The following is a 17,062-nucleotide window of genomic DNA, read 5'->3' as shown; positions in this document are numbered from 1 at the left end:
CTCCTGTCAAAAGTGGTCAGCTTGCGCTGACGAACGTGGCGTAGCCGCGGCGCCGACCGTGCTCCCGGGCCTACTGCAACTCGCTCGCTGGCAAGCGCCGCGCCGCTGGATCCTGCCGGTAGAAGGCGGCGAATTGCTCGTAGAGCGTCGGGTATTGCGCGCGCAGGAGGCCGGGTGATTCGAAGAATGCTTCGCTGATGACCGCGAAGAACTCGCCCGGGTTCTCCGCCGCGTAGGGGTCGAACAGCGTTTCCTGGCCGCCGGCCTCGGCCTCGTCGACCTGGCCGCAGAAATCCTCGTAACTGGCGTGCAGCACGCGCTGCCAGTCGGCGCGCGAGATCTCCGGCGGCAGCGCCGGGATGCCGTTCGCTTCACCGCTGAGCATGTCCAGCTTGTGCGCGAACTCGTGGATGACGACGTTGTAGCCGGCGCCGGCCATCTGCGCGTCGCGCCAGGAGATCAGCAGCGGACCGCCTTCCCAGGCTTCGCCCGAGGCCAGTTCCTGGTACTCGTGGACAACGCCGAATTCGTCCTCGACGCTGCGCGGGATGACGAACTCGTCGGGATAGACGACGATCCCGACCCAGCCGCGATAGTAGTCGAGGCCCAGATTGAGGATCGGCAGGCAACCCTGCACGGCGATCGAGACGCAGATCTCGTTGCTCAGTTCGAGCCCGCCGGCGGTGGTGAACTCCTTCTCGGCGAGGAAGTCCTCGGCCAGCGCGCGCAGCCGGGTCAGCTCGGCGGCGTCGAGAGCGCCGAGAAAGGGCAACGTGGCAACGATGCTCCGCCACAGGGGATCGGGGATAGGGGCGGTTTCCGGCTGCTTGCGCAGCCAGCCGAGCAGTTTTCTGATCATGACGACTTGACCTGTCGAGGGGCGGCGGTGGTCAGGTAGATGCCGCTGAAGATCAGCGCGATCCCCAGGTAGTGGTAGCCTTGCGGGACCTCGGCAAGGAAGATCGCCGCCAGGATGGTGCCGAACACCGGCATCAGGTGGATGAACAGGCTGGCCTTGCTGGCGCCGACCTCGCCGACCGCGCGGTTGTAGAAGACGTAGCCGAGAAAGCCCGGAAAGACGCCGGTATAGGCGATGCCGGCGAGCGAACTGGCCGAGACGTGGATGGTCCTGCCCTGCGCGACCTCCCAGGCGTAGGCCGGGGCGAGGGCGAGCAGGCCGACGACGGTGAACGCGGCGAGCAGCAGCATCGGGTCGACGCCGACCGGCCGCCACTGCAGTCCGATGGTGTACAGCGCCCAGGTGAATACCGCCGCCAGCATCCACAGGTCGCCGATGTTCAGGCTGAGCCGGGCCAGCGTCTGCGGGTCGCCGCGGCAGATGATCGTCGTCACGCCGATGAACGAGAGCAGGACGCCCAGCCATTCGATCCCGCGCAGGTGCTTCTTCAGGAAGGCCCACGACAGGGCAATGGTGGCGATCGGGATGAACGAGTTGAGCAGCACGGCGTTGGTCGCGGCGGTGTAGGTCAGCGCCACGTAGGCCAGCGTGTTGTAGCCGGCGACGCCCAGCAGGCCGAGGATCAGCACCGGTCTCCAGCCGCGCCGCAGCAGCGGCCACTGCGCGCGCAGGTGCGGCAGGGCGAGCGGCAGCACCAGCGCCAGGGCGATCGCCCAGCGCCAGAAGGCCAGCGACAGCGGCGGCACCTGCTCGCGGATGGCGCGGCCGAGGACCATGTTCCCGGACCAGAAGAGGACGGTCAGGGCGAGCAGCAGATAGGGGTGTTGCAGGCGGGCGACCATCGGCGGCGGCTGGCTGGCAAAGGCGCATTATGCCTGATGCGCCGCAGCGGCCCTTATAATGGGCCAATGGTTTCCGTTACCCACTCGGTCGCCGCGCTGGGCGACTTCGAAGACTCATGGCACAGCCTGGGCGATGGCTTGTCGGCGGTCGACGGTCAGCGACTGCGGCGGGCTGTCGATTTCGCCCGGTCGTTCTATGGCGATCGCCTGCTGGGCAGCGGCGAGGAAGTCTGGGGGCACGCGCTGGGGATGGCGCTAATCGTCGCCGGGCTCAAGCTCGACGCCGATTCGCGCCTGGCGGCGTTGCTTTTCGCGGTACCCGCGCAGCAGGAGCATGGCCTGGCGCTGATCGAGAAGGATTTCGGCCGCAGCGTCGCGCACCTGGTCGACGGGATTTCGCGGCTGAACCGCGTGCGGCCGATCACCCGCGGTTTTGTCGCCCACGCCGCCGACAGCAGCGACAAGAAGCCGCAGGAGATCAAGGCGCAGATCGAAGTGCTGCGCAAGATGCTGCTGGCGATGGTCGAGGACATCCGCGTGGTCCTGCTGCGTCTGGCCTCGCGGACGCAGACGCTGCGCTACTACGCGAACGAGCCCGACCCGCTGCGGGTGGCGGTGGCGCGCGAAACGCTCGAGCTGTATTCGCCGCTGGCCAACCGGCTCGGCGTCTGGGAGCTCAAATGGGAGCTCGAGGACCTTTCCTTTCGCTTCATGCATCCGGCGATCTACAAGGATATCGCCCAGCACCTCGACGAGAAGCGTACCGAGCGTGAGCAGTTCATCACCGAGGCGGTGGCCCTCCTGAAGCGCGAACTGGCGGCCGCCGGTGTCGCCGACGCCGAGATCTACGGCCGCCCGAAACACATCTACAGCATCTGGAACAAGATGCGCAAGAAGGACGTCGCCTTCGCCGAGGTCTACGACATCCGCGCCCTGCGGGTGATCGTCGAGCAGGTCAAGGATTGCTACACCGCGCTAGGCATCGTGCACCACGTCTGGTCGCCGATCGCCAGCGAATTCGACGACTATATTGCCCACCCGAAAGGCAACGACTACCGTTCGTTGCACACCGCCGTGCATTGCCCGGACGGGCGCGCCCTCGAGGTGCAGATCCGGACTCGCGAGATGCACGGTCACGCCGAACTGGGGGTGGCCGCGCACTGGCGCTACAAGGAAGGCAGCAAGGCCGCGCCGGAAGACCGCTACGACGAGAAGATCGCCTGGTTGCGGCAGCTGCTGACCTGGCGCGACGAGGCGGTCGATTCGTCGGACTGGGTCAGGCACTACAAGCAGGCGGCCTTCGACGAGACGGTCTATATCCTGACCCCGCAGGGCCGTGTGGTCGATCTGCCGCGCGGCGCGACGCCGGTGGACTTCGCCTACCGGGTGCACACCGACATCGGCCATCGTTGCCGCGGCGCCAAGGTCGACGGGGCGCTGGTACCGCTGAATACGCAGCTGAAGACCGGACAGCGCGTCGAGATCGTTCTCGCCAAGCACGGCGGGCCGTCGCGCGACTGGCTCAACCCGGCGCTGGGCTACCTGTTTACCCATCGCTCGCGGGCCAAGGTCCGGCAGTGGTTCGCCAGTCTGGCGCTCGAGGACATGCTCGCCGATGGGCGTGCCGTCGTCAGCCGCGAAATCCAGCGGCTGGGCTACGCCGGCATCGCGCTCGACGATCTGTCGGCCAGGCTAGGTTTCGCGCGCAGCGACGACATGTTCATCGCCGTCGCCCGCGCGACGCTGAACATGCGCCAGTTGCAGATCGCGGTGCGTGGCAGCGAGACGCTGCCCGAAGAGGAAGAAGTCAGCGCCTTGCCGGTGTCCAGGCAGCGGCCCAGCGATCAGGCCGAGAAGGGCATCCTGATCGTCGGCATCGACCGTTTGCTGACCCAGCTCGCGGGCTGCTGCAAACCGGTACCGCCCGACCCGATTCTCGGTTTCGTCACCCGCGGCAGAGGCGTTTCGGTGCATCGCGCGGACTGCAGCAACTTCGCCAACATGCGGGCGATGCATCCCGAGCGAGTGATCGAAACGACCTGGGGTGGCGGCGCCGAAGGCATTTTCGCGGTCGACATCGTGATCGACGCTTACGACCGTCAGGGGCTGCTGCGCGACGTCTCGGACGTTCTCGCCCGTGAAAAAATCAATGTCATCGCGGTCAACACGCAGTCCAGGCTGGGCAATGCGCACATGCGCTTTACCGCCGAAGTCGGCAGCATTCCGCAGCTTGCTCGCACGCTAAGCTTGCTGCACGGCGTCGAGGGCGTGGTCGGCGCCCGCCGCGCCTGAAGCCCGGTGCCGCCGCCGCCAGCGCGAGCCAGCGGCTGCCGCGTTGTCGGGTCAGGACTGGAGCAGCGCGATCAAGTCGCTTTGCGATGCGTGCGGGCTGCCGCGCGACGCGCGCCGCTGGTGGTAGGTGCCGTCGGGTGCGAGTTCCCAGGACAGTACATTGTCGGTCAGATAGATCTGCAACCCCTCGGCAATCACCCGGTGCTTGAGCTTGCGGTCGAGTACCGGAAACGCCAGCTCGATGCGCCGGAAGAAATTACGTTCCATCCAGTCGGCGCTTGACAGATACACCTTCTCCTCGCCGTCGGCGTAGAAATAGAACACCCGATGGTGTTCGAGCTGCCGGCCAATGATCGAGCGGACGGTGATGTTCTCCGAGAGGTCCTTGACTCCGGCGCGCAAGCCGCAGACGCCGCGAACGATCAGGTCGACCTTGACGCCGGCCTGCGACGCTTCGTAGAGCGCGGCGATGGTTTCCGGTTCAAGCAGCGAATTCATCTTGGCGATGATCCGCGAGCGCTTGCCGGCGCGTGCGGCCTCGGCTTCGGCACGAATCCCGGCGACGACATTCGGCTGCAGCGTGAACGGTGCCTGCCAAAGATGCGTCAGGGTCTGCGCGCGACCCAGGCCGGTGAGCTGCTTGAAGACCTCGTTGGTGTCGGCGCCGATCTCCTCGTTGCAGGTGAGCAGGCCGAAGTCGGAGTACAGGCGGGCGGTTTTCGGGTGATAGTTGCCGGTCCCCAGGTGCACGTAGCGACGCAGCACGCTGCCGTGCTTGCCTTCCTCGCGGCGGACGATCATCAGCATCTTGGCGTGCGTCTTGTAACCGACGACGCCGTAGATGACGTGCGCGCCGACTTCTTCGAGCTTGGTCGCCCAGCCGATGTTGGCTTCCTCGTCGAAGCGCGCCATCAGCTCGACGACCACGGTCACTTCCTTGCCGTTCTGCGCCGCGCGGATCAGCGACTGCATCAACACCGAGTCGGTGCCGGTGCGGTAGACGGTCATCTTGATCGCCACCACCTGCGGGTCGGTCGCCGACTGTTCGAGCCACTCGATTACCGGATCGAAGCTCTGGTAGGGATGGTGCAGCAGGATGTCGCCGGAACGGATGCAGTCGAAGACGCTGCTGCACTTCTGCAGCGCCTTCGGCGTCCCCGGCTTGAAGGGCTGGAATTTCAGTCCGTCGCGCTCCACCCAGTCGGGAACCTGCATCAGGCGAACCAGGTTGACCGGACCGGCGACGCGGTAGAGATCGCGCTCGGTCAGGCTGAACTGTCCGAGCAGGAACTCGGTCATCGCCTCCGAGCAGTTGTTGGCGACTTCGAGCCGGACCGCGTCGCCGAAGTGTCGCTGTGGCAATTCGCCCTGAATCTTGGCGCGCAGGTTCTTGACCGCCTCTTCGTCGACGAACAGGTTGCTGTTGCGGGTGACGCGGAACTGGTAGCAGCCGAGAACCCTCATTCCGGCAAACAGTTCGTGGACGAACTCATGCAGGACCGAAGAGAGGAAAACGAAACAGTATTCGTTGTCGCAAAGCTCCCGCGGCAGGCGGATGACGCGCGGCAGAACCCGCGGCGCCTGCACGATGGCTGCGTTCGAACTGCGGCCGAAGGCATCGCGGCCTTCGAGTTCGACTGCGAAATTGAGGCTCTTGTTGAGCACCCGCGGGAAAGGATGCGACGGATCAAGGCCGATCGGGGTCAGCACCGGCATCACTTCCCGGAAGAAGAAGGCGCTGATCCACTCGCGTTGCTTGGCGCTCCAGTCGCCGCGCTTGGCGAAACGAATGCCCTCGGCGGCGAGCGCCGGCAGGATCTCCTCGTTGAGCAGCGCGTACTGCTCCTTGACCAGCGCATGCGCCTCGTCGCCGACCAGGCGATAGACTTCACGGGCGGTCTTGCCGTCGGTGGTGATCGCCACCGATCCGAGCTTGAGTTGCTCCTTGACGCCAGCCACCCGGATCTCGAAGAACTCGTCGAGGTTGCTGCTGACGATGCACAGAAAGCGCAAGCGTTCGAGTAGCGGTGTCTTGGGGTTCTTGGCCTGCCACAGCACACGCCGATTGAAGGCGATCAGACCCATCTCGCGATTCTGGAAGTAGTCCGCCGGGAAGCCGGCGGAGGCTTTCTGGACGGGGGTCTCGGTGGTCGTGGCAGCGATGTTCATGGGTTCCTTCCGTGAGAATTTTGGGGGCCGGGCAGGCGTGCGATTGAAGGCAAACATATTACAGCCATCGTCAGCTAACGGGTCGATCGGACGGCGTTTTTCTCGGCAATGAGCCGGCAGTTTGCCGCGCCCGGCCGATCGATGGCGCTATGGCGAGTGGTGGTAAGATGGCAAGCGTGCAAACAATCCGCGCGGCCAGAAGAGAACGGGCATGAGTTACGAACTGATTGCTGGCGTCGACCTGGGCTCCAACAGCTTTCGGCTGCAAGTCGGGCGCGTCGTTGGCGATCGGATCCATCCACTCGATACGCTGAAAGAGCCGGTTCGCCTGGGTTCTGGCCTGACCCGGGAAAAAATGCTCGATCATGCCTCGCAACAGCGTGCGATCGACGCCTTGCGGCGCTTTGGCGAGCGGCTGCGCGGCTTCGCGCCGGAAACGGTGCGGGCGGTGACCACCGACGCGATGCGCGTCGCCAGGAATGCCCGCATCATTCTGCCGCAGGCCGAGGCGGCGCTGGGTTTCCCGATCGAGATCATCGGTGGCCGCGAGGAGGCCCGCCTGATCTTCATCGGCGCGGCCAACGCGCTGCCGGCCGCTGCCCACCGGCGTCTGGTGGTGGACATCGGCGGTGGCTCGACCGAGCTGATCATCGGCGAGGGTACCGAGCCGCTGCTGATGGAGTCGCTGTTCATGGGCGGCATCAGTTATCGTCAGCGCTTCTTTCCGGACGGGCGGGTCGACAAGAAGAGCTTCCGCGCGGCTGGCGTTTCGGCGGCGCGCGAGATCGAGTCGATGGTCGCCGACTACCAGCGCTGCGGCTGGCAAGAGGCGGTTGGCTCGTCGGGTTCGGCGCAGGAAATCGCCGGTGTGCTGGAAAGCAACGAGCTGAATCCCGATAGCGGCAGCGGCATCAGCCGCGAAGGTCTGGCAAGGCTGCGCCAACTGCTGATCCGTGCGGGCTCGGCCGAGGCGCTGAAGCTCAAAGGCCTGCGCGGCGACCGCCTGCCCATCCTTCCCGGCGCCATCGCGATCATGTCGGCGGTATTCTCCGAGCTGGCCATCGAACACATGACGTACTCCGACGGCGCGCTGCCGCTGGGCGTCCTCTACGACCTGCTCGGGCGCTTCGAGCATCACGATACGCGCGACGAGACGGTCGTCGAGTTCAAGCGCCGCTATCAGATCGAGCGGGCGCAGGTCGTGCGCGTCGAACGTACCGCGCTGATGTTGCTCGGGCAGTTGATCACGCTCGATTCGCCGGAGCACGAGAACGACGTGCACTTTCTGCGCTGGGCGGTGTCGCTGCACGAGATCGGCGTTTCGGTGGCGCATACCGGTTTTCACAAGCATGGCGCGTACCTCGTCGGCAACGCCGACATGCCGGGTTTCTCCAAGCGCGACCAGGCGCGCCTGGCGCTGCTGATCCTTGGCCAGCGCGGCAAACTGCAGAAGCTGGCGGCGATGCCCGCCGGCGATCCGAACTGGCGGCTGGTCTTCTGCCTCCGCCTGGCGGTCCTGGCGCATCGTTCGCGCGATGACCAGCCGTTGCCGAGCTGGTCGGTCAAGGAGTCGCCGGTGGGCTTCGAACTCGCCATTCCGGCTGCCTGGCTGGACGCTTGTCCGATGACTGCCGCAGCGCTGGGCGACGAGACGCAGTTGTGGCGCCGAGTCGGGATCAACGTGCAGGTCAGGCGTCTGCCCGGCGAGATGGTGGCGCCGTGAGCGGGTGGCGCGGAGTGCGCCGGGTGAGGGGACGATGACCGCGGCCAGCATCGCCACCGTCAGGCAGGCCAGCAGCGAGCAGGTTCTGCTTGCCGGCGACTGGACGCTGGCGACGATGCCGCAGCCGATCTCCACTCTCGAACTGCGCTTGCGCGAGCTGGCGGCCGGCAATCCGCAATGGGATCTGCAAGCGATCGCCCGCATGGACAGCGCCGGCGGCATCCTGCTGTGGCGCGCCTGGGGCCGGCAGTGGCCGGCGTCGCTGGCGATTTCTCCCGGTCACCACTCGCTCATCGAGCGCGTCGGGCGAGTCCCCGGCGACGGTCAGCCGGTCCGTTCGCCGAAGCGCCTGGCGGTTCTGCTGACGATCGGCGGCCTGGCGCTGGCGGCGGTCAGCAACCTGCTCGGGTTGGTGGCCCTGCTTGGTCAGCTGCTCCTCGACCTGGCGCATCTGTGCCGGCATCCCGGCGATATTCCCTGGCGCGAGTTTTCGGCCAACCTCTTCAAGAGCGGTGCGCAGGCGCTGCCGGTGACCGCCCTGATCGGTTTTCTGATCGGCGTCGTTCTCTCCTACCTCTCGGCTTTGCAGCTGTCGACCTTCGGCGCCGATGTGTTCATCGTCAATCTGCTGGGGATTAGCATCGTGCGTGAGCTGGGGCCGGTGCTGGTGGCGGTTCTGGTCGCTGGCCGTTCGGGTTCGGCGATGACCGCGCAAATCGGCGTCATGCGGGTCACCGAGGAAATCGACGCCCTGGCGACGATGGGTGTGTCGCGCAGCCAGCGTCTGGTCTTGCCCAAGGTCGTCGCGCTGTCGGTGGCGATGCCCTTGCTGGTGGTCTGGTGTTCGGCTGCCGGGATAGTCGGTGGGATGGTTTCGGCCAATCTGCAGATGGACCTGTCGTACGGCTTCTTCATCGATACGCTGCCGAAGGTGGTCCCGGTCAGCAATCTGTGGATCGGGATGAGCAAGGGGGTCGCTTTTGGCTTCCTGATCGCCTTGATCGCCTGCCATTTTGGTCTCCGGGTCAAGCCGAACACCGAAAGTCTTTCGGCGCAGACAACAACTTCGGTGGTCACCTCGATCACCGTGGCGATCCTGGTCGATGCGGTCGCTGCGATCCTCACCCGCAATGTCGGGATTCCGCTTTGATCGCGCCGCCGGACGCCGGCCGGACAGCGGCGACGGTGATCGAGATTCGCGGCCTGTGCACCCGCTTCGGCGACGTGGTGATTCACCGCGACATCGATCTGGACGTGGCGGCCGGGCAGATGCTCGGTCTGGTCGGCGGTTCGGGGAGCGGCAAGACGACCCTGCTGCGAGCGATCGTCGGCCTGCTGGCGCCGAGTGCGGGGACCGTCAAGCTGTTCGGGCAGGCGATCCTCGACGCCGATCCGCGGCGCATGCGCGCGGTTCGCCGCCGCTTCGGGATGCTCTTCCAGCAGGGAGCGCTGTTCTCGGCGTTCTCGGTCTTCGACAATATTGCCTTCCCGCTGCGCGAACTGCGCACACTCGACGAGGCGATGATCCGTGACCTGGTGTTGCTCAAGCTCGCTATGGTCGAGCTGGAGCCACGCCACGGCAGCCTGATGCCCGCCGAGCTGTCCGGCGGCATGGTCAAGCGGGTGGCGCTGGCGCGGGCGCTGTCGCTGGAACCCGAGCTGCTGGTCCTCGACGAGCCGACCGCCGGTCTCGACCCTGACCTGGCCGAGAACTTCGTGCAGCTGATCAAGCTGTTGCAGCAGGAACTCGGGTTCACGGTGGTGATGGTGACGCACGATCTGGATACCCTGGCAGGGCTGGCGACGCGTCTGGCGGTGCTCGCCGACCAGAAGATAATCGCCTGCGGAACGGTCGCCGAAGTACTGGCCGTCGATCATCCCTTCATTCACACTTTTTTCGGTTCGGGGCGTGCTGCGGCGGCGATCCGACAGAAGGCGATCTAGCCATGGAGAACCGTTCGCATGCCCTGATGGCCGGGCTGTTCACGCTGCTGCTCGGCACCGCGGCGATCCTCTCCGCGTGGTGGTTCGGCGGCAAGCACGAATTGACCCGGGAGTACACGGTGGTCACGCGGCAGAATGTAACCGGCCTGAGCTTGCAGGGACAGGTCCGATATCGCGGCATCCGGGTGGGCAAGGTGCAGGCCATCGAGCTGGACCCTGCCGATCTGCGCAACATCCTGATCAGGATCAGCGTCGACGATGCGGTGCCGGTCACGCGCGGGACCACCGCCAAGATGGGTTATCAGGGGGTTACGGGCATCGCCCACATCCTGCTTGAAGAGACCGGCGACGATCCGACGCCACTGGCTGGCGATGACGGTGACGCTTCGCGGATCAAGATGCAGCCCTCGCTGATCGAGGAGTTGTCGGACGCTGGCGGTGCCACCTTGCGGCAGGCGAGAGATTTCCTGATCAAGGCCAACAAGCTGCTGAACGATGACAACCTGCAGCACTTCGCAGGAATTCTGGTCAACCTCGAAGCGACCACCGGCAACGCCAACCAGGCCATTGGTCAGGTTCGGGAGCTGCTGGCGCTGCTTCCGGAAAACGTCCGCCTGCTGCGCGCCACGCTGGCCCGCAGCGAGCGGGCGGCGGCCGAGGCGACGCCGCTGATGGTCGAGGCGCGGGCGCTGATCGTTCGCCTGCAGGCGGTCAGCGACAAGGTCGACCTGATGATCGGCGACCCGTCGCCGAGCGGCATCGGTGCGCTGGCGCCGCGCCTCAACGAGCTCGGCAGCGAGCTGTCGGCCAATTCGCGGCAGCTCCAGCGGGTGCTGCAGATGCTCGAGGAGTCACCACAAAGCATCGTTTTCGGTTCGCCGAAACCTGCCCCGGGACCCGGCGAGGCCGGTTTTGCCGCGCCGCCAAGCAGCGAGGGATCGCGATGAAAAAGCTGTCGATGTTGCTGGTACTGGGTTTGCTCGCGGCTTGCGCGGGTGGCCCGCGCAGTTCGCCGCCGTCCGAGGTGTACGACTTCGGCCTGCCAGTCCAGCGCCTGATTGCCGATGGCCGCTGGTCGAAGCTGGCGCTCGAGATCCGCGCGCCGTACTGGTTCGATTCTCTGAGCATCGAGTATCGTCTGCTCTACGACGACCCCCTGAAGTTGCGCGGCTACGCCGGCAGTCGCTGGGCGGGAGCGCCAGCGCTGTTGCTCGCGCAACGCCTGCGGCAGCAACTGGGGGTGGTAGGCAGCAGCGGCCACACCGCGGTCACCTGCCTGCTGCGTCTCGATCTGCAGGAGTTCGCGCAGTCCTTCGATACGCCGCAAAGCAGCCGTGGCGTGCTGCAAGGTACCGCCAGCGTCCTCGACGGGCGGCACCGGGTGGTCGCCGAGCGAGCGTTTGCGATCGAGCAGGCGGCGGCCAGCGCCGACGCCCGTGGCGGGGTCCGGGCGCTGGTTTCGGCCAGCGAAGAACTTGGCCGGCAAATCGCCGCCTGGTTGAACGAGCTGGAGAAAAGTGGCACGCTGAAAAGCTGCCTGACGATTGCCGCGCGCTGAGCGGCGCTGCCGGCCAACGCCGCGGTATTCAATCATCTCAAGACCATCTCAAGGAGAAAGCAATGGGAACCCCGATGAGCACGCCGACGCCGAATCTGGACGAACCGTATCTGGTTCGCACCGATCGCGAGGGCATCGTGATGCTGACGCTGAACCGGGCGCAGCAGTTCAACGCGCTGTCGCAGGCGATGATCGCCGCGCTGCAGGCGGAACTCGACGCGATCGCGCTGGATCCGGCGGTTCGCGTGCTGGTCGTGGCCGGCGCCGGCAAGGCCTTCTGCGCCGGCCACGACCTCAAGGAGATGCGCGCCAACCACGACAAGGCGTTCATGCAGGATCTGTTCAGGCGCTGCGGCAAGATGATGATGACCATCACCCAGATGCCGCAACCGGTGATCGCGCGCGTGCACGGCATCGCCACCGCAGCCGGTTGTCAGCTGGTGTCGATGTGCGACCTGGCGGTGGCGGCCGACGGTGCGCGCTTCGCCACCTCGGGGATCAACGTCGGGCTGTTCTGCGCGACGCCCGGCGTTGGCCTGTCGCGCAACCTCGGCCGCAAGCAGGCGCTGGAAATGTTGCTGACCGGTGATTTCATCGACGCGCAAACGGCGCTGCAACAGGGACTGGTCAATCGCGTTGTCGCCAGCGACGCGCTCGATGCCGAGATCGACAAACTTGCCGGGTCGATCGTTGCCAAGTCGTCGGTGGCTATCGCGATGGGCAAGCAGATGTTCTACAGGCAGCTCGAAATGGGCCTCGAAGGCGCTTACCAGTATGCCAGCGAAGTAATGGCCTGTAACATGATGACCGAAGACGCCGCGGCAGGGATCGACGCTTTCATCGGCAAACGCAAGGTCGAGTGGCTGGGCCGGTAGTCTCGGGGCGGGCGCCGGGTCTGCCGTCTGACCCGGCTGCGGCCGTCAGCTGGCCAGGGCCGGTCAGATCACCACCAGCTGATCGTGCCCGCCGGCCTTGGCGTCGTGCAGTGCCTTGGCGGCACGTTTCAGGACCTCGTCAAAGGACTGGTCGGTGTCCTTCGCCTGGCTGGCGCCAACGCTGGCGGTGAACTGGACGGTGCCGTTGTCGGTGGCGATGGCAATGTCGGCGATTCCTGCCCGCAGCCGTTCGGCGAGCACCACCGCCTCGCTGACGTCGGTATCGGGCAGCAGCATCGCGAATTCCCCGGCGTCGAGTCTGCCGAGCAGATCACTGCCGCGAAGACCTTCCTTCGCCACCTCGGCGAAGGCGACCAGCACCTGGTCGCCAACGGCATGGCCGTAGCCGTCGCTGATCCGGGTGAAGAAATCGATATCGACCAACAGAACGGTCAACGGCGAGTGGGCGCGATGCGCGCGGGCGACTTCTTCCTTGAGCGACTCAACGAAGTGGCGCCGGTTGCTGACGCCGGTCAGCCAGTCGGTCGTTGCCAGATGCTGCAACTCCGCGTCGCGATTGGCCAGTGCCTGCAGCAGGTGCAGCGATCGATAGGCGACGACCACCAGTGGCAGGCTGATGCCCAGGGCCAGCAGCAACACCCACACGGTCTGCTTCAGCCATGGGGCGAGCACCTCGTCGTAGTCCGCCGAGACAGTGACCACCAGGGGGAAGTCGGCGACCGACCCATAGCTGGTGAGCTGTCGTCGCGGCGTGCCGGTGGTGTCCTCGAGCAGGACCACGTTGCTCAAGCGCGGCGCCGGCAGCTCGCTGGCCAGCACACCGCCCGCAACATTTTGGCCGAGCCGTTGCGGGTCGTCGGGCGTCACCGCCAGGACGGTGCCGTCAGTCCGCAGCAGAGTGATCGATCCGCCTGGCTTGCGACGTTGCTTGTCCAAGATCTCGCTTAGTTTCGCCGGATCGATGACGGCGACCAGCATCGAGATGCCGTGTGCGGGAGCAGCCAGCCGCAGGGCGACTGGCAGGCCGACGTTTCCGCCCGGCTGAGCGCGCGTTGGGCGGCCGATGAACACGGCAGCGCTGGTTGCCGCCTTGAAATAGTCGCTGTCAGAGACGTTCGCCAGAGGGCTGGCGGCTTCTTTCAGGGTGTCGACGAGGTGGCCGTCGGTGGTCACCAGCCGGATCTCGATGGCCGAATCGGTGCGGCTCTGAAATCCTTCGATCAACTTCCGGAAAGCAGGATCGCGGCCCGGGTCTCGCCCGGGGTTCGCTTCCAGAGCTTGCGCACAGGCCGCCAGGAAGACGTTGAGCAGGCGAAACTGTCGACGCGTCTGGTCTTCCACCGCATGGGTCATGCGCTGCAAGGATTCGCCCGCCGCGACGATGCGCTCCTGCCGGGCCGATACGACCCAGATGCCGACGAAGGTCCACAGCGCCGCGATAAACAGCAGCGTCAGCACGACGACCGTGCGCGGACTCGCCCATCCCGCAAGATTCTTGCTGCTGTCTTTCACCATGCCGTCTACCCGTCGACCTTTCGCCCACACCTGCGGCATTCTAGCAGCCTGTTCGCCTTGCCCGGCAATCCGCTGGCCGAGCGTCCGCGGCGTTCTTCCGACCGGGCTCAGCGCGACCCTTCTGGCGGTTGGGCGGCAGAAGGGTCCGGGTCCTCGCCCAGCCATTCCGCGTCCTCGCCTTGCACGTCGATGATGCCGCTGAAAAATTCGATCGCCGTGGCGGCTACCTGGGAGGTATCGTAGTAGGCCCAGGCGCCGGCGCCCAGCGCCCCGACAACCGGGACCCAGCGCGCGATTCCCTTGCCGATGACCCTTTGCCCGATATGCATGCCAATCTTCAGGACGACCGCCTGGACCTGCGGGCGCGAGGCGCGCTGGACGACGTAATGCCTGCCGAGCTGGGCCACCAGGTCCCGGACGGCCTGCGCGTCGGTATGCCGGAAGAGGCAGTAGATCATTTCTTCACGGCCCAGGTCCTGCGTCTTTCCGTAACACGCGGCGATGTCGGCGACCATCTGCGTTTGCAGTTGCCAGAGCGCGCGCAGTTCGGGAAGGAGCGTCAGCCAGCCCAGCGGACCGGGCGGCAGACTGAGTCCGCCGGTGGTCACGGCGGCGTGTCTGGCCGTTGCTCCGGCAATCATCCGGGCCCGGTGTTCAGGTCTGGGGTGGGCCGTTTCGCTGGTGGCCGGCGTCTGGCCGATGTAATCGAGGATCGCTTCGGCGATTCGGGGGCCGGCTCTGACGCCAAAACGGCGTTTCGAGAAGCGTCTATCTGGCATGGTCAGGGAACGATCGGTGGTGGACGGAAAGAAGCGGGGCCGAGCTCAACGGTGCCATGGTGCGTCATTCCGCTGTTTTGCGCCAGACGCTGGCCAGCCAGGACTGCTGCGAGCAAGGCACGCCGGCCGGACGGAAATAGTGCTCGATTTCGCGGTAACCGCTGCCGGCCATCAGGCCGCGCCAGCCGGCCAGGTCGTGATAGCTGCCGTAGCGCCCGCCGTTCCAGCCCTCTTCGTTGTCGCCGCGGGGGTTCGAACAAAAAAGCACGCCGCGGGCCTTGAGGGCGGCATGCAGTTGGCGAAGAACGCGCGGCAATTCCTGGCTCGGCACGTGAAACAGCGAGGCGTTGGCGAAAACGCCGTCGAAACGCTCGCCGGGCAGGTCAAGATCGAGAAAGTCCTGCCGCCAGACCGTGCAGCCGCTGTCGTTCCGCGCCATGTCGACAAAGGCCTGGGCGCCGTCCAGGCCGATGGCCAGATGCCCGAGGGCGGCAAAGGTCTTCAGATCGCGCCCCGGTCCGCAGCCGAAGTCGAGAATGGCGTATGGCGCCGGCCCCTCGATGTGGCGCAACAGCGCGGCGACGTTCTGACTGACGTCGTGGTCGCGGGTACCCTCGCGAAAGTCCTCGGCACGCTGGTTGTAGTGGTCCAGCGTCCGGGTCGTGATTTGCTGGAGGTCGTCGGGACGGAGTGGCATCGGTGCTCGTCGGTGGTTGGCGGTGGTGGACAGGCTCCCCGCTCGCAAGAGGCGAGCCGGTCATGGGCGTCGATGGCAAGCGATCGGCAATGGCGGCGTGCCCATCGCGCCGTAGACTCTCAGGCGCACGATTTCGTTCGCTGCCGATGGACCATCGGCTGATGGTACGGGCAACCCCGCTGGGGCGGTCGCTCGTCGCCTGCCAGCTCACTGGCGCGGTGCAGAAGTGCCGAACGAAGCGCGTGGAGTCACCGCGGCGTTCCGTCCGGTCGCGGCGCGGCGTGAATTCGCTCAGCGGCGATGGCAGGTGCACGATCTGGACAATCCGCCGCGGATATGCGAATCTCGCCAGCTCGGCGAACCCCGCCGACGCTCTGGTGGCGTGCTCCAGCCCTTGCCAGTCCCTGCCCCCGCTTATGACCGTCAGCGCCCGCTCAGCCTGTTGTGCCCGGCATGCCCGATAGCGGGTCACTCGCCCGCCGGCGTTTGCGGCGGTTGCAACGCCTCGGCGAATCCGACGTGCGCGTAGCCACTCAATTGCAACGCATCATCGTTCGTATCGTGTGGGCCGGAGTCGTCGTTGGGGCGTTGATCGGCCTTGGCACGCTCGGTTTCTACCAGATCGCCGGTGACGACGCAAACTGGTCCGACGCGCTGTACATGACGTTGATCACCATCTCGACCGTTGGTTACGGCGAGATTGTCCCGCTGCACTCGATCAGCGAGCGTCTGTTCGCGGGCTTTGTCGCCATTGCCGGTCTGGGGGCGCTGACCTTCCTGTTTACCAGCCTTTCGGTGTTCTTCCTCGAAAAAGACCTTGATCACTCCCTGCGGAGACGACGGATGGAAAAACGCATTCAGAAGCTGCGGCAGCATTTCATCATTTGCGGTTTTGGGCGGGTCGGTCGCAGTGTCGGCGGGGAACTGCAGAATACCGGTCGTCATTTCGTCGCCATCGACGTCGAAGAAGCGCGTTTCGACGCCAACTTCGAAAAGTTCCCCGGGCTGCTCTCGCTGCAGGGCGATGCCTCCGACGACGATCTGCTGGAGGCCGCCGATATCGTGGATGCCAGAGGACTGTTCGCGGTGACGGGCGACGATTCACGCAATTTGATGATCATCATCACCGCCCGGCAGCTCAATCCCGGCTTGCGTATCGTGGCTCGATCGCAGGAGTTGCGAAACGTCGAGAAAATGCGCAAGGCCGGCGCCGACGCCGTCTTCTCTCCCGACTTCACCGGCGGCATCCACCTGGCGTCGGCGATGGTTCGTCCGCACGTCGTCGGTTTTCTCGACGAGATGATCAAGTCGGACAAGAACGTCCGCCTTGAAGAGGTGCCGATCCCGGCCAATTTCCCGCCGACTCCGGTCGGAGAACTGCGCTTGCGTAGTCCGGACTATGTCTTTCTCGCGGTGCGCGAGGCCGACGGAGGCTGGGTGTTCAATCCCAAGGTCGATTACGTGATCCTCGCCGGAACGACGCTCATTGCCATGGCCAATCCTTCCGGGCGCGCTCAGATCAAGGCCCATCTGCTTGATAAGATGTCCTAGGCGCGGCCAGGGCGCCGGGGGCGGCGCCACGCAGCGTCGGCACTGGCCGCAGGGCAGCAGTTCTCATTTCAAATTCCATGGTGGCGGGTGGTGAAGGTACGGACTGTTGGAAGGGGTAAGTCAGCCGGTGTCTGGGGCGTTGGGAGCGAGGCGCTGCTGCATGAAGCGCATGAGGTG

The 17,062-nt window shown here is 65.7% G+C and carries 14 protein-coding genes; 8 read left to right on the top strand and 6 right to left on the bottom strand.

Annotated features, from left to right (window positions below; genetic code table 11):
* Positions 1 to 70: 70 nt before the first annotated feature.
* Positions 71 to 859, bottom strand: a complete 789-nt coding sequence (locus Q1L50_RS19455; protein WP_300341968.1) for a M90 family metallopeptidase — start codon at positions 857 to 859, stop codon at positions 71 to 73.
* Positions 856 to 1,761: a DMT family transporter gene (locus Q1L50_RS19450; protein WP_300341966.1), complete on the bottom strand. Its 906-nt coding sequence runs from the start codon at positions 1,759 to 1,761 to the stop codon at positions 856 to 858. The genes Q1L50_RS19455 and Q1L50_RS19450 overlap by 4 nt, the downstream gene beginning before the upstream one ends.
* 66 nt (positions 1,762 to 1,827) lie before the next feature.
* Here Q1L50_RS19450 and Q1L50_RS19445 point away from each other — a divergent pair, with 66 nt between their 5' ends.
* Complete coding sequence (locus tag Q1L50_RS19445; protein WP_300341964.1) at positions 1,828 to 4,053, top strand: bifunctional (p)ppGpp synthetase/guanosine-3',5'-bis(diphosphate) 3'-pyrophosphohydrolase; 2,226 nt, start codon at positions 1,828 to 1,830, stop codon at positions 4,051 to 4,053.
* Positions 4,054 to 4,104: 51 nt separating this feature from the next.
* On the opposite strand, the gene ppk1 is transcribed toward Q1L50_RS19445, so the two are convergent.
* The gene (gene ppk1, locus Q1L50_RS19440; protein WP_300341962.1) at positions 4,105 to 6,222 is read right to left on the bottom strand and encodes a polyphosphate kinase 1; all 2,118 of its coding nucleotides are present in this window, start codon (positions 6,220 to 6,222) and stop codon (positions 4,105 to 4,107) included.
* Positions 6,223 to 6,433: 211 nt separating this feature from the next.
* Here ppk1 and Q1L50_RS19435 point away from each other — a divergent pair, with 211 nt between their 5' ends.
* The 6 genes from Q1L50_RS19435 to Q1L50_RS19410 all read left to right on the top strand — a co-directional run bounded on the left by Q1L50_RS19435 (position 6,434) and on the right by Q1L50_RS19410 (position 12,322).
* On the top strand, positions 6,434 to 7,945 hold the full coding sequence (locus Q1L50_RS19435) for a Ppx/GppA phosphatase family protein (protein WP_300341960.1): 1,512 nt from the start codon (positions 6,434 to 6,436) through the stop codon (positions 7,943 to 7,945).
* 34 nt (positions 7,946 to 7,979) lie between these two features.
* Positions 7,980 to 9,095 carry an ABC transporter permease gene (locus tag Q1L50_RS19430; protein WP_300341958.1) on the top strand — a complete coding sequence of 372 codons (1,116 nt, stop codon included), beginning with the start codon at positions 7,980 to 7,982 and terminating at the stop codon, positions 9,093 to 9,095.
* The gene (locus Q1L50_RS19425; protein WP_300341956.1) at positions 9,092 to 9,889 is read left to right on the top strand and encodes an ATP-binding cassette domain-containing protein; all 798 of its coding nucleotides are present in this window, start codon (positions 9,092 to 9,094) and stop codon (positions 9,887 to 9,889) included. Before Q1L50_RS19430 ends, Q1L50_RS19425 begins: the two co-directional genes overlap by 4 nt.
* Before the next feature lie 2 nt (positions 9,890 to 9,891).
* Positions 9,892 to 10,836, top strand: a complete 945-nt coding sequence (locus Q1L50_RS19420; protein ID WP_300341954.1) for an MlaD family protein — start codon at positions 9,892 to 9,894, stop codon at positions 10,834 to 10,836.
* Positions 10,833 to 11,447 (top strand): ABC-type transport auxiliary lipoprotein family protein, encoded by a 615-nt coding sequence (locus tag Q1L50_RS19415; RefSeq protein WP_300341952.1) that lies wholly within the window; start codon positions 10,833 to 10,835, stop codon positions 11,445 to 11,447. Before Q1L50_RS19420 ends, Q1L50_RS19415 begins: the two co-directional genes overlap by 4 nt.
* 74 nt (positions 11,448 to 11,521) lie before the next feature.
* On the top strand, positions 11,522 to 12,322 hold the full coding sequence (locus Q1L50_RS19410) for an enoyl-CoA hydratase (protein WP_300341995.1): 801 nt from the start codon (positions 11,522 to 11,524) through the stop codon (positions 12,320 to 12,322).
* A 63-nt stretch (positions 12,323 to 12,385) separates the two neighbouring features.
* Here the strand turns inward: Q1L50_RS19410 and Q1L50_RS19405 are convergent, their stop codons facing one another.
* The 3 genes from Q1L50_RS19405 to Q1L50_RS19395 all read right to left on the bottom strand — a co-directional run bounded on the left by Q1L50_RS19405 (position 12,386) and on the right by Q1L50_RS19395 (position 15,334).
* Positions 12,386 to 13,897: a sensor domain-containing diguanylate cyclase gene (locus Q1L50_RS19405; protein WP_300341950.1), complete on the bottom strand. Its 1,512-nt coding sequence runs from the start codon at positions 13,895 to 13,897 to the stop codon at positions 12,386 to 12,388.
* Positions 13,898 to 13,965: 68 nt separating this feature from the next.
* The gene (locus Q1L50_RS19400; RefSeq protein WP_300341949.1) at positions 13,966 to 14,637 is read right to left on the bottom strand and encodes an EcsC family protein; all 672 of its coding nucleotides are present in this window, start codon (positions 14,635 to 14,637) and stop codon (positions 13,966 to 13,968) included.
* 64 nt (positions 14,638 to 14,701) lie between these two features.
* On the bottom strand, positions 14,702 to 15,334 hold the full coding sequence (locus tag Q1L50_RS19395; RefSeq protein WP_300341947.1) for a class I SAM-dependent methyltransferase: 633 nt from the start codon (positions 15,332 to 15,334) through the stop codon (positions 14,702 to 14,704).
* A 519-nt stretch (positions 15,335 to 15,853) separates the two neighbouring features.
* Here Q1L50_RS19395 and Q1L50_RS19390 point away from each other — a divergent pair.
* Positions 15,854 to 16,885, top strand: coding sequence for a potassium channel protein (locus Q1L50_RS19390; protein WP_300341945.1), 1,032 nt, complete (start codon positions 15,854 to 15,856; stop codon positions 16,883 to 16,885).
* Positions 16,886 to 17,062 lie beyond the last annotated feature (177 nt).

It is taken from the genome of Accumulibacter sp. (genome assembly GCF_029255145.1).
Classification (GTDB): domain Bacteria; phylum Pseudomonadota; class Gammaproteobacteria; order Burkholderiales; family Rhodocyclaceae; genus Accumulibacter.
The sequence above is the reverse complement of the archived record's forward strand: the minus strand, read 5'-3'. Positions and strand labels throughout refer to the sequence as shown.

Excerpts from the sequence above, each read along its gene's own strand:
- Q1L50_RS19415 (WP_300341952.1), top strand. The coding sequence starts at position 10,833 with ATGAAAAAGCTGTCGATGTTGCTGGTACTGGGTTTGCTCGCGGCTTGC.
- Q1L50_RS19430 (WP_300341958.1), top strand. The coding sequence starts at position 7,980 with ATGACCGCGGCCAGCATCGCCACCGTCAGGCAGGCCAGCAGCGAGCAG.
- Q1L50_RS19405 (WP_300341950.1), bottom strand. The coding sequence starts at position 13,897 with ATGCCGCAGGTGTGGGCGAAAGGTCGACGGGTAGACGGCATGGTGAAA.
- Q1L50_RS19420 (WP_300341954.1), top strand. The coding sequence starts at position 9,892 with ATGGAGAACCGTTCGCATGCCCTGATGGCCGGGCTGTTCACGCTGCTG.
- Q1L50_RS19450 (WP_300341966.1), bottom strand. The coding sequence starts at position 1,761 with ATGGTCGCCCGCCTGCAACACCCCTATCTGCTGCTCGCCCTGACCGTC.
- Q1L50_RS19410 (WP_300341995.1), top strand. The coding sequence starts at position 11,522 with ATGAGCACGCCGACGCCGAATCTGGACGAACCGTATCTGGTTCGCACC.
- Q1L50_RS19455 (WP_300341968.1), bottom strand. The coding sequence starts at position 859 with ATGATCAGAAAACTGCTCGGCTGGCTGCGCAAGCAGCCGGAAACCGCC.
- Q1L50_RS19435 (WP_300341960.1), top strand. The coding sequence starts at position 6,434 with ATGAGTTACGAACTGATTGCTGGCGTCGACCTGGGCTCCAACAGCTTT.
- Q1L50_RS19445 (WP_300341964.1), top strand. The coding sequence starts at position 1,828 with ATGGTTTCCGTTACCCACTCGGTCGCCGCGCTGGGCGACTTCGAAGAC.
- ppk1 (WP_300341962.1), bottom strand. The coding sequence starts at position 6,222 with ATGAACATCGCTGCCACGACCACCGAGACCCCCGTCCAGAAAGCCTCC.
- Q1L50_RS19395 (WP_300341947.1), bottom strand. The coding sequence starts at position 15,334 with ATGCCACTCCGTCCCGACGACCTCCAGCAAATCACGACCCGGACGCTG.
- Q1L50_RS19400 (WP_300341949.1), bottom strand. The coding sequence starts at position 14,637 with ATGCCAGATAGACGCTTCTCGAAACGCCGTTTTGGCGTCAGAGCCGGC.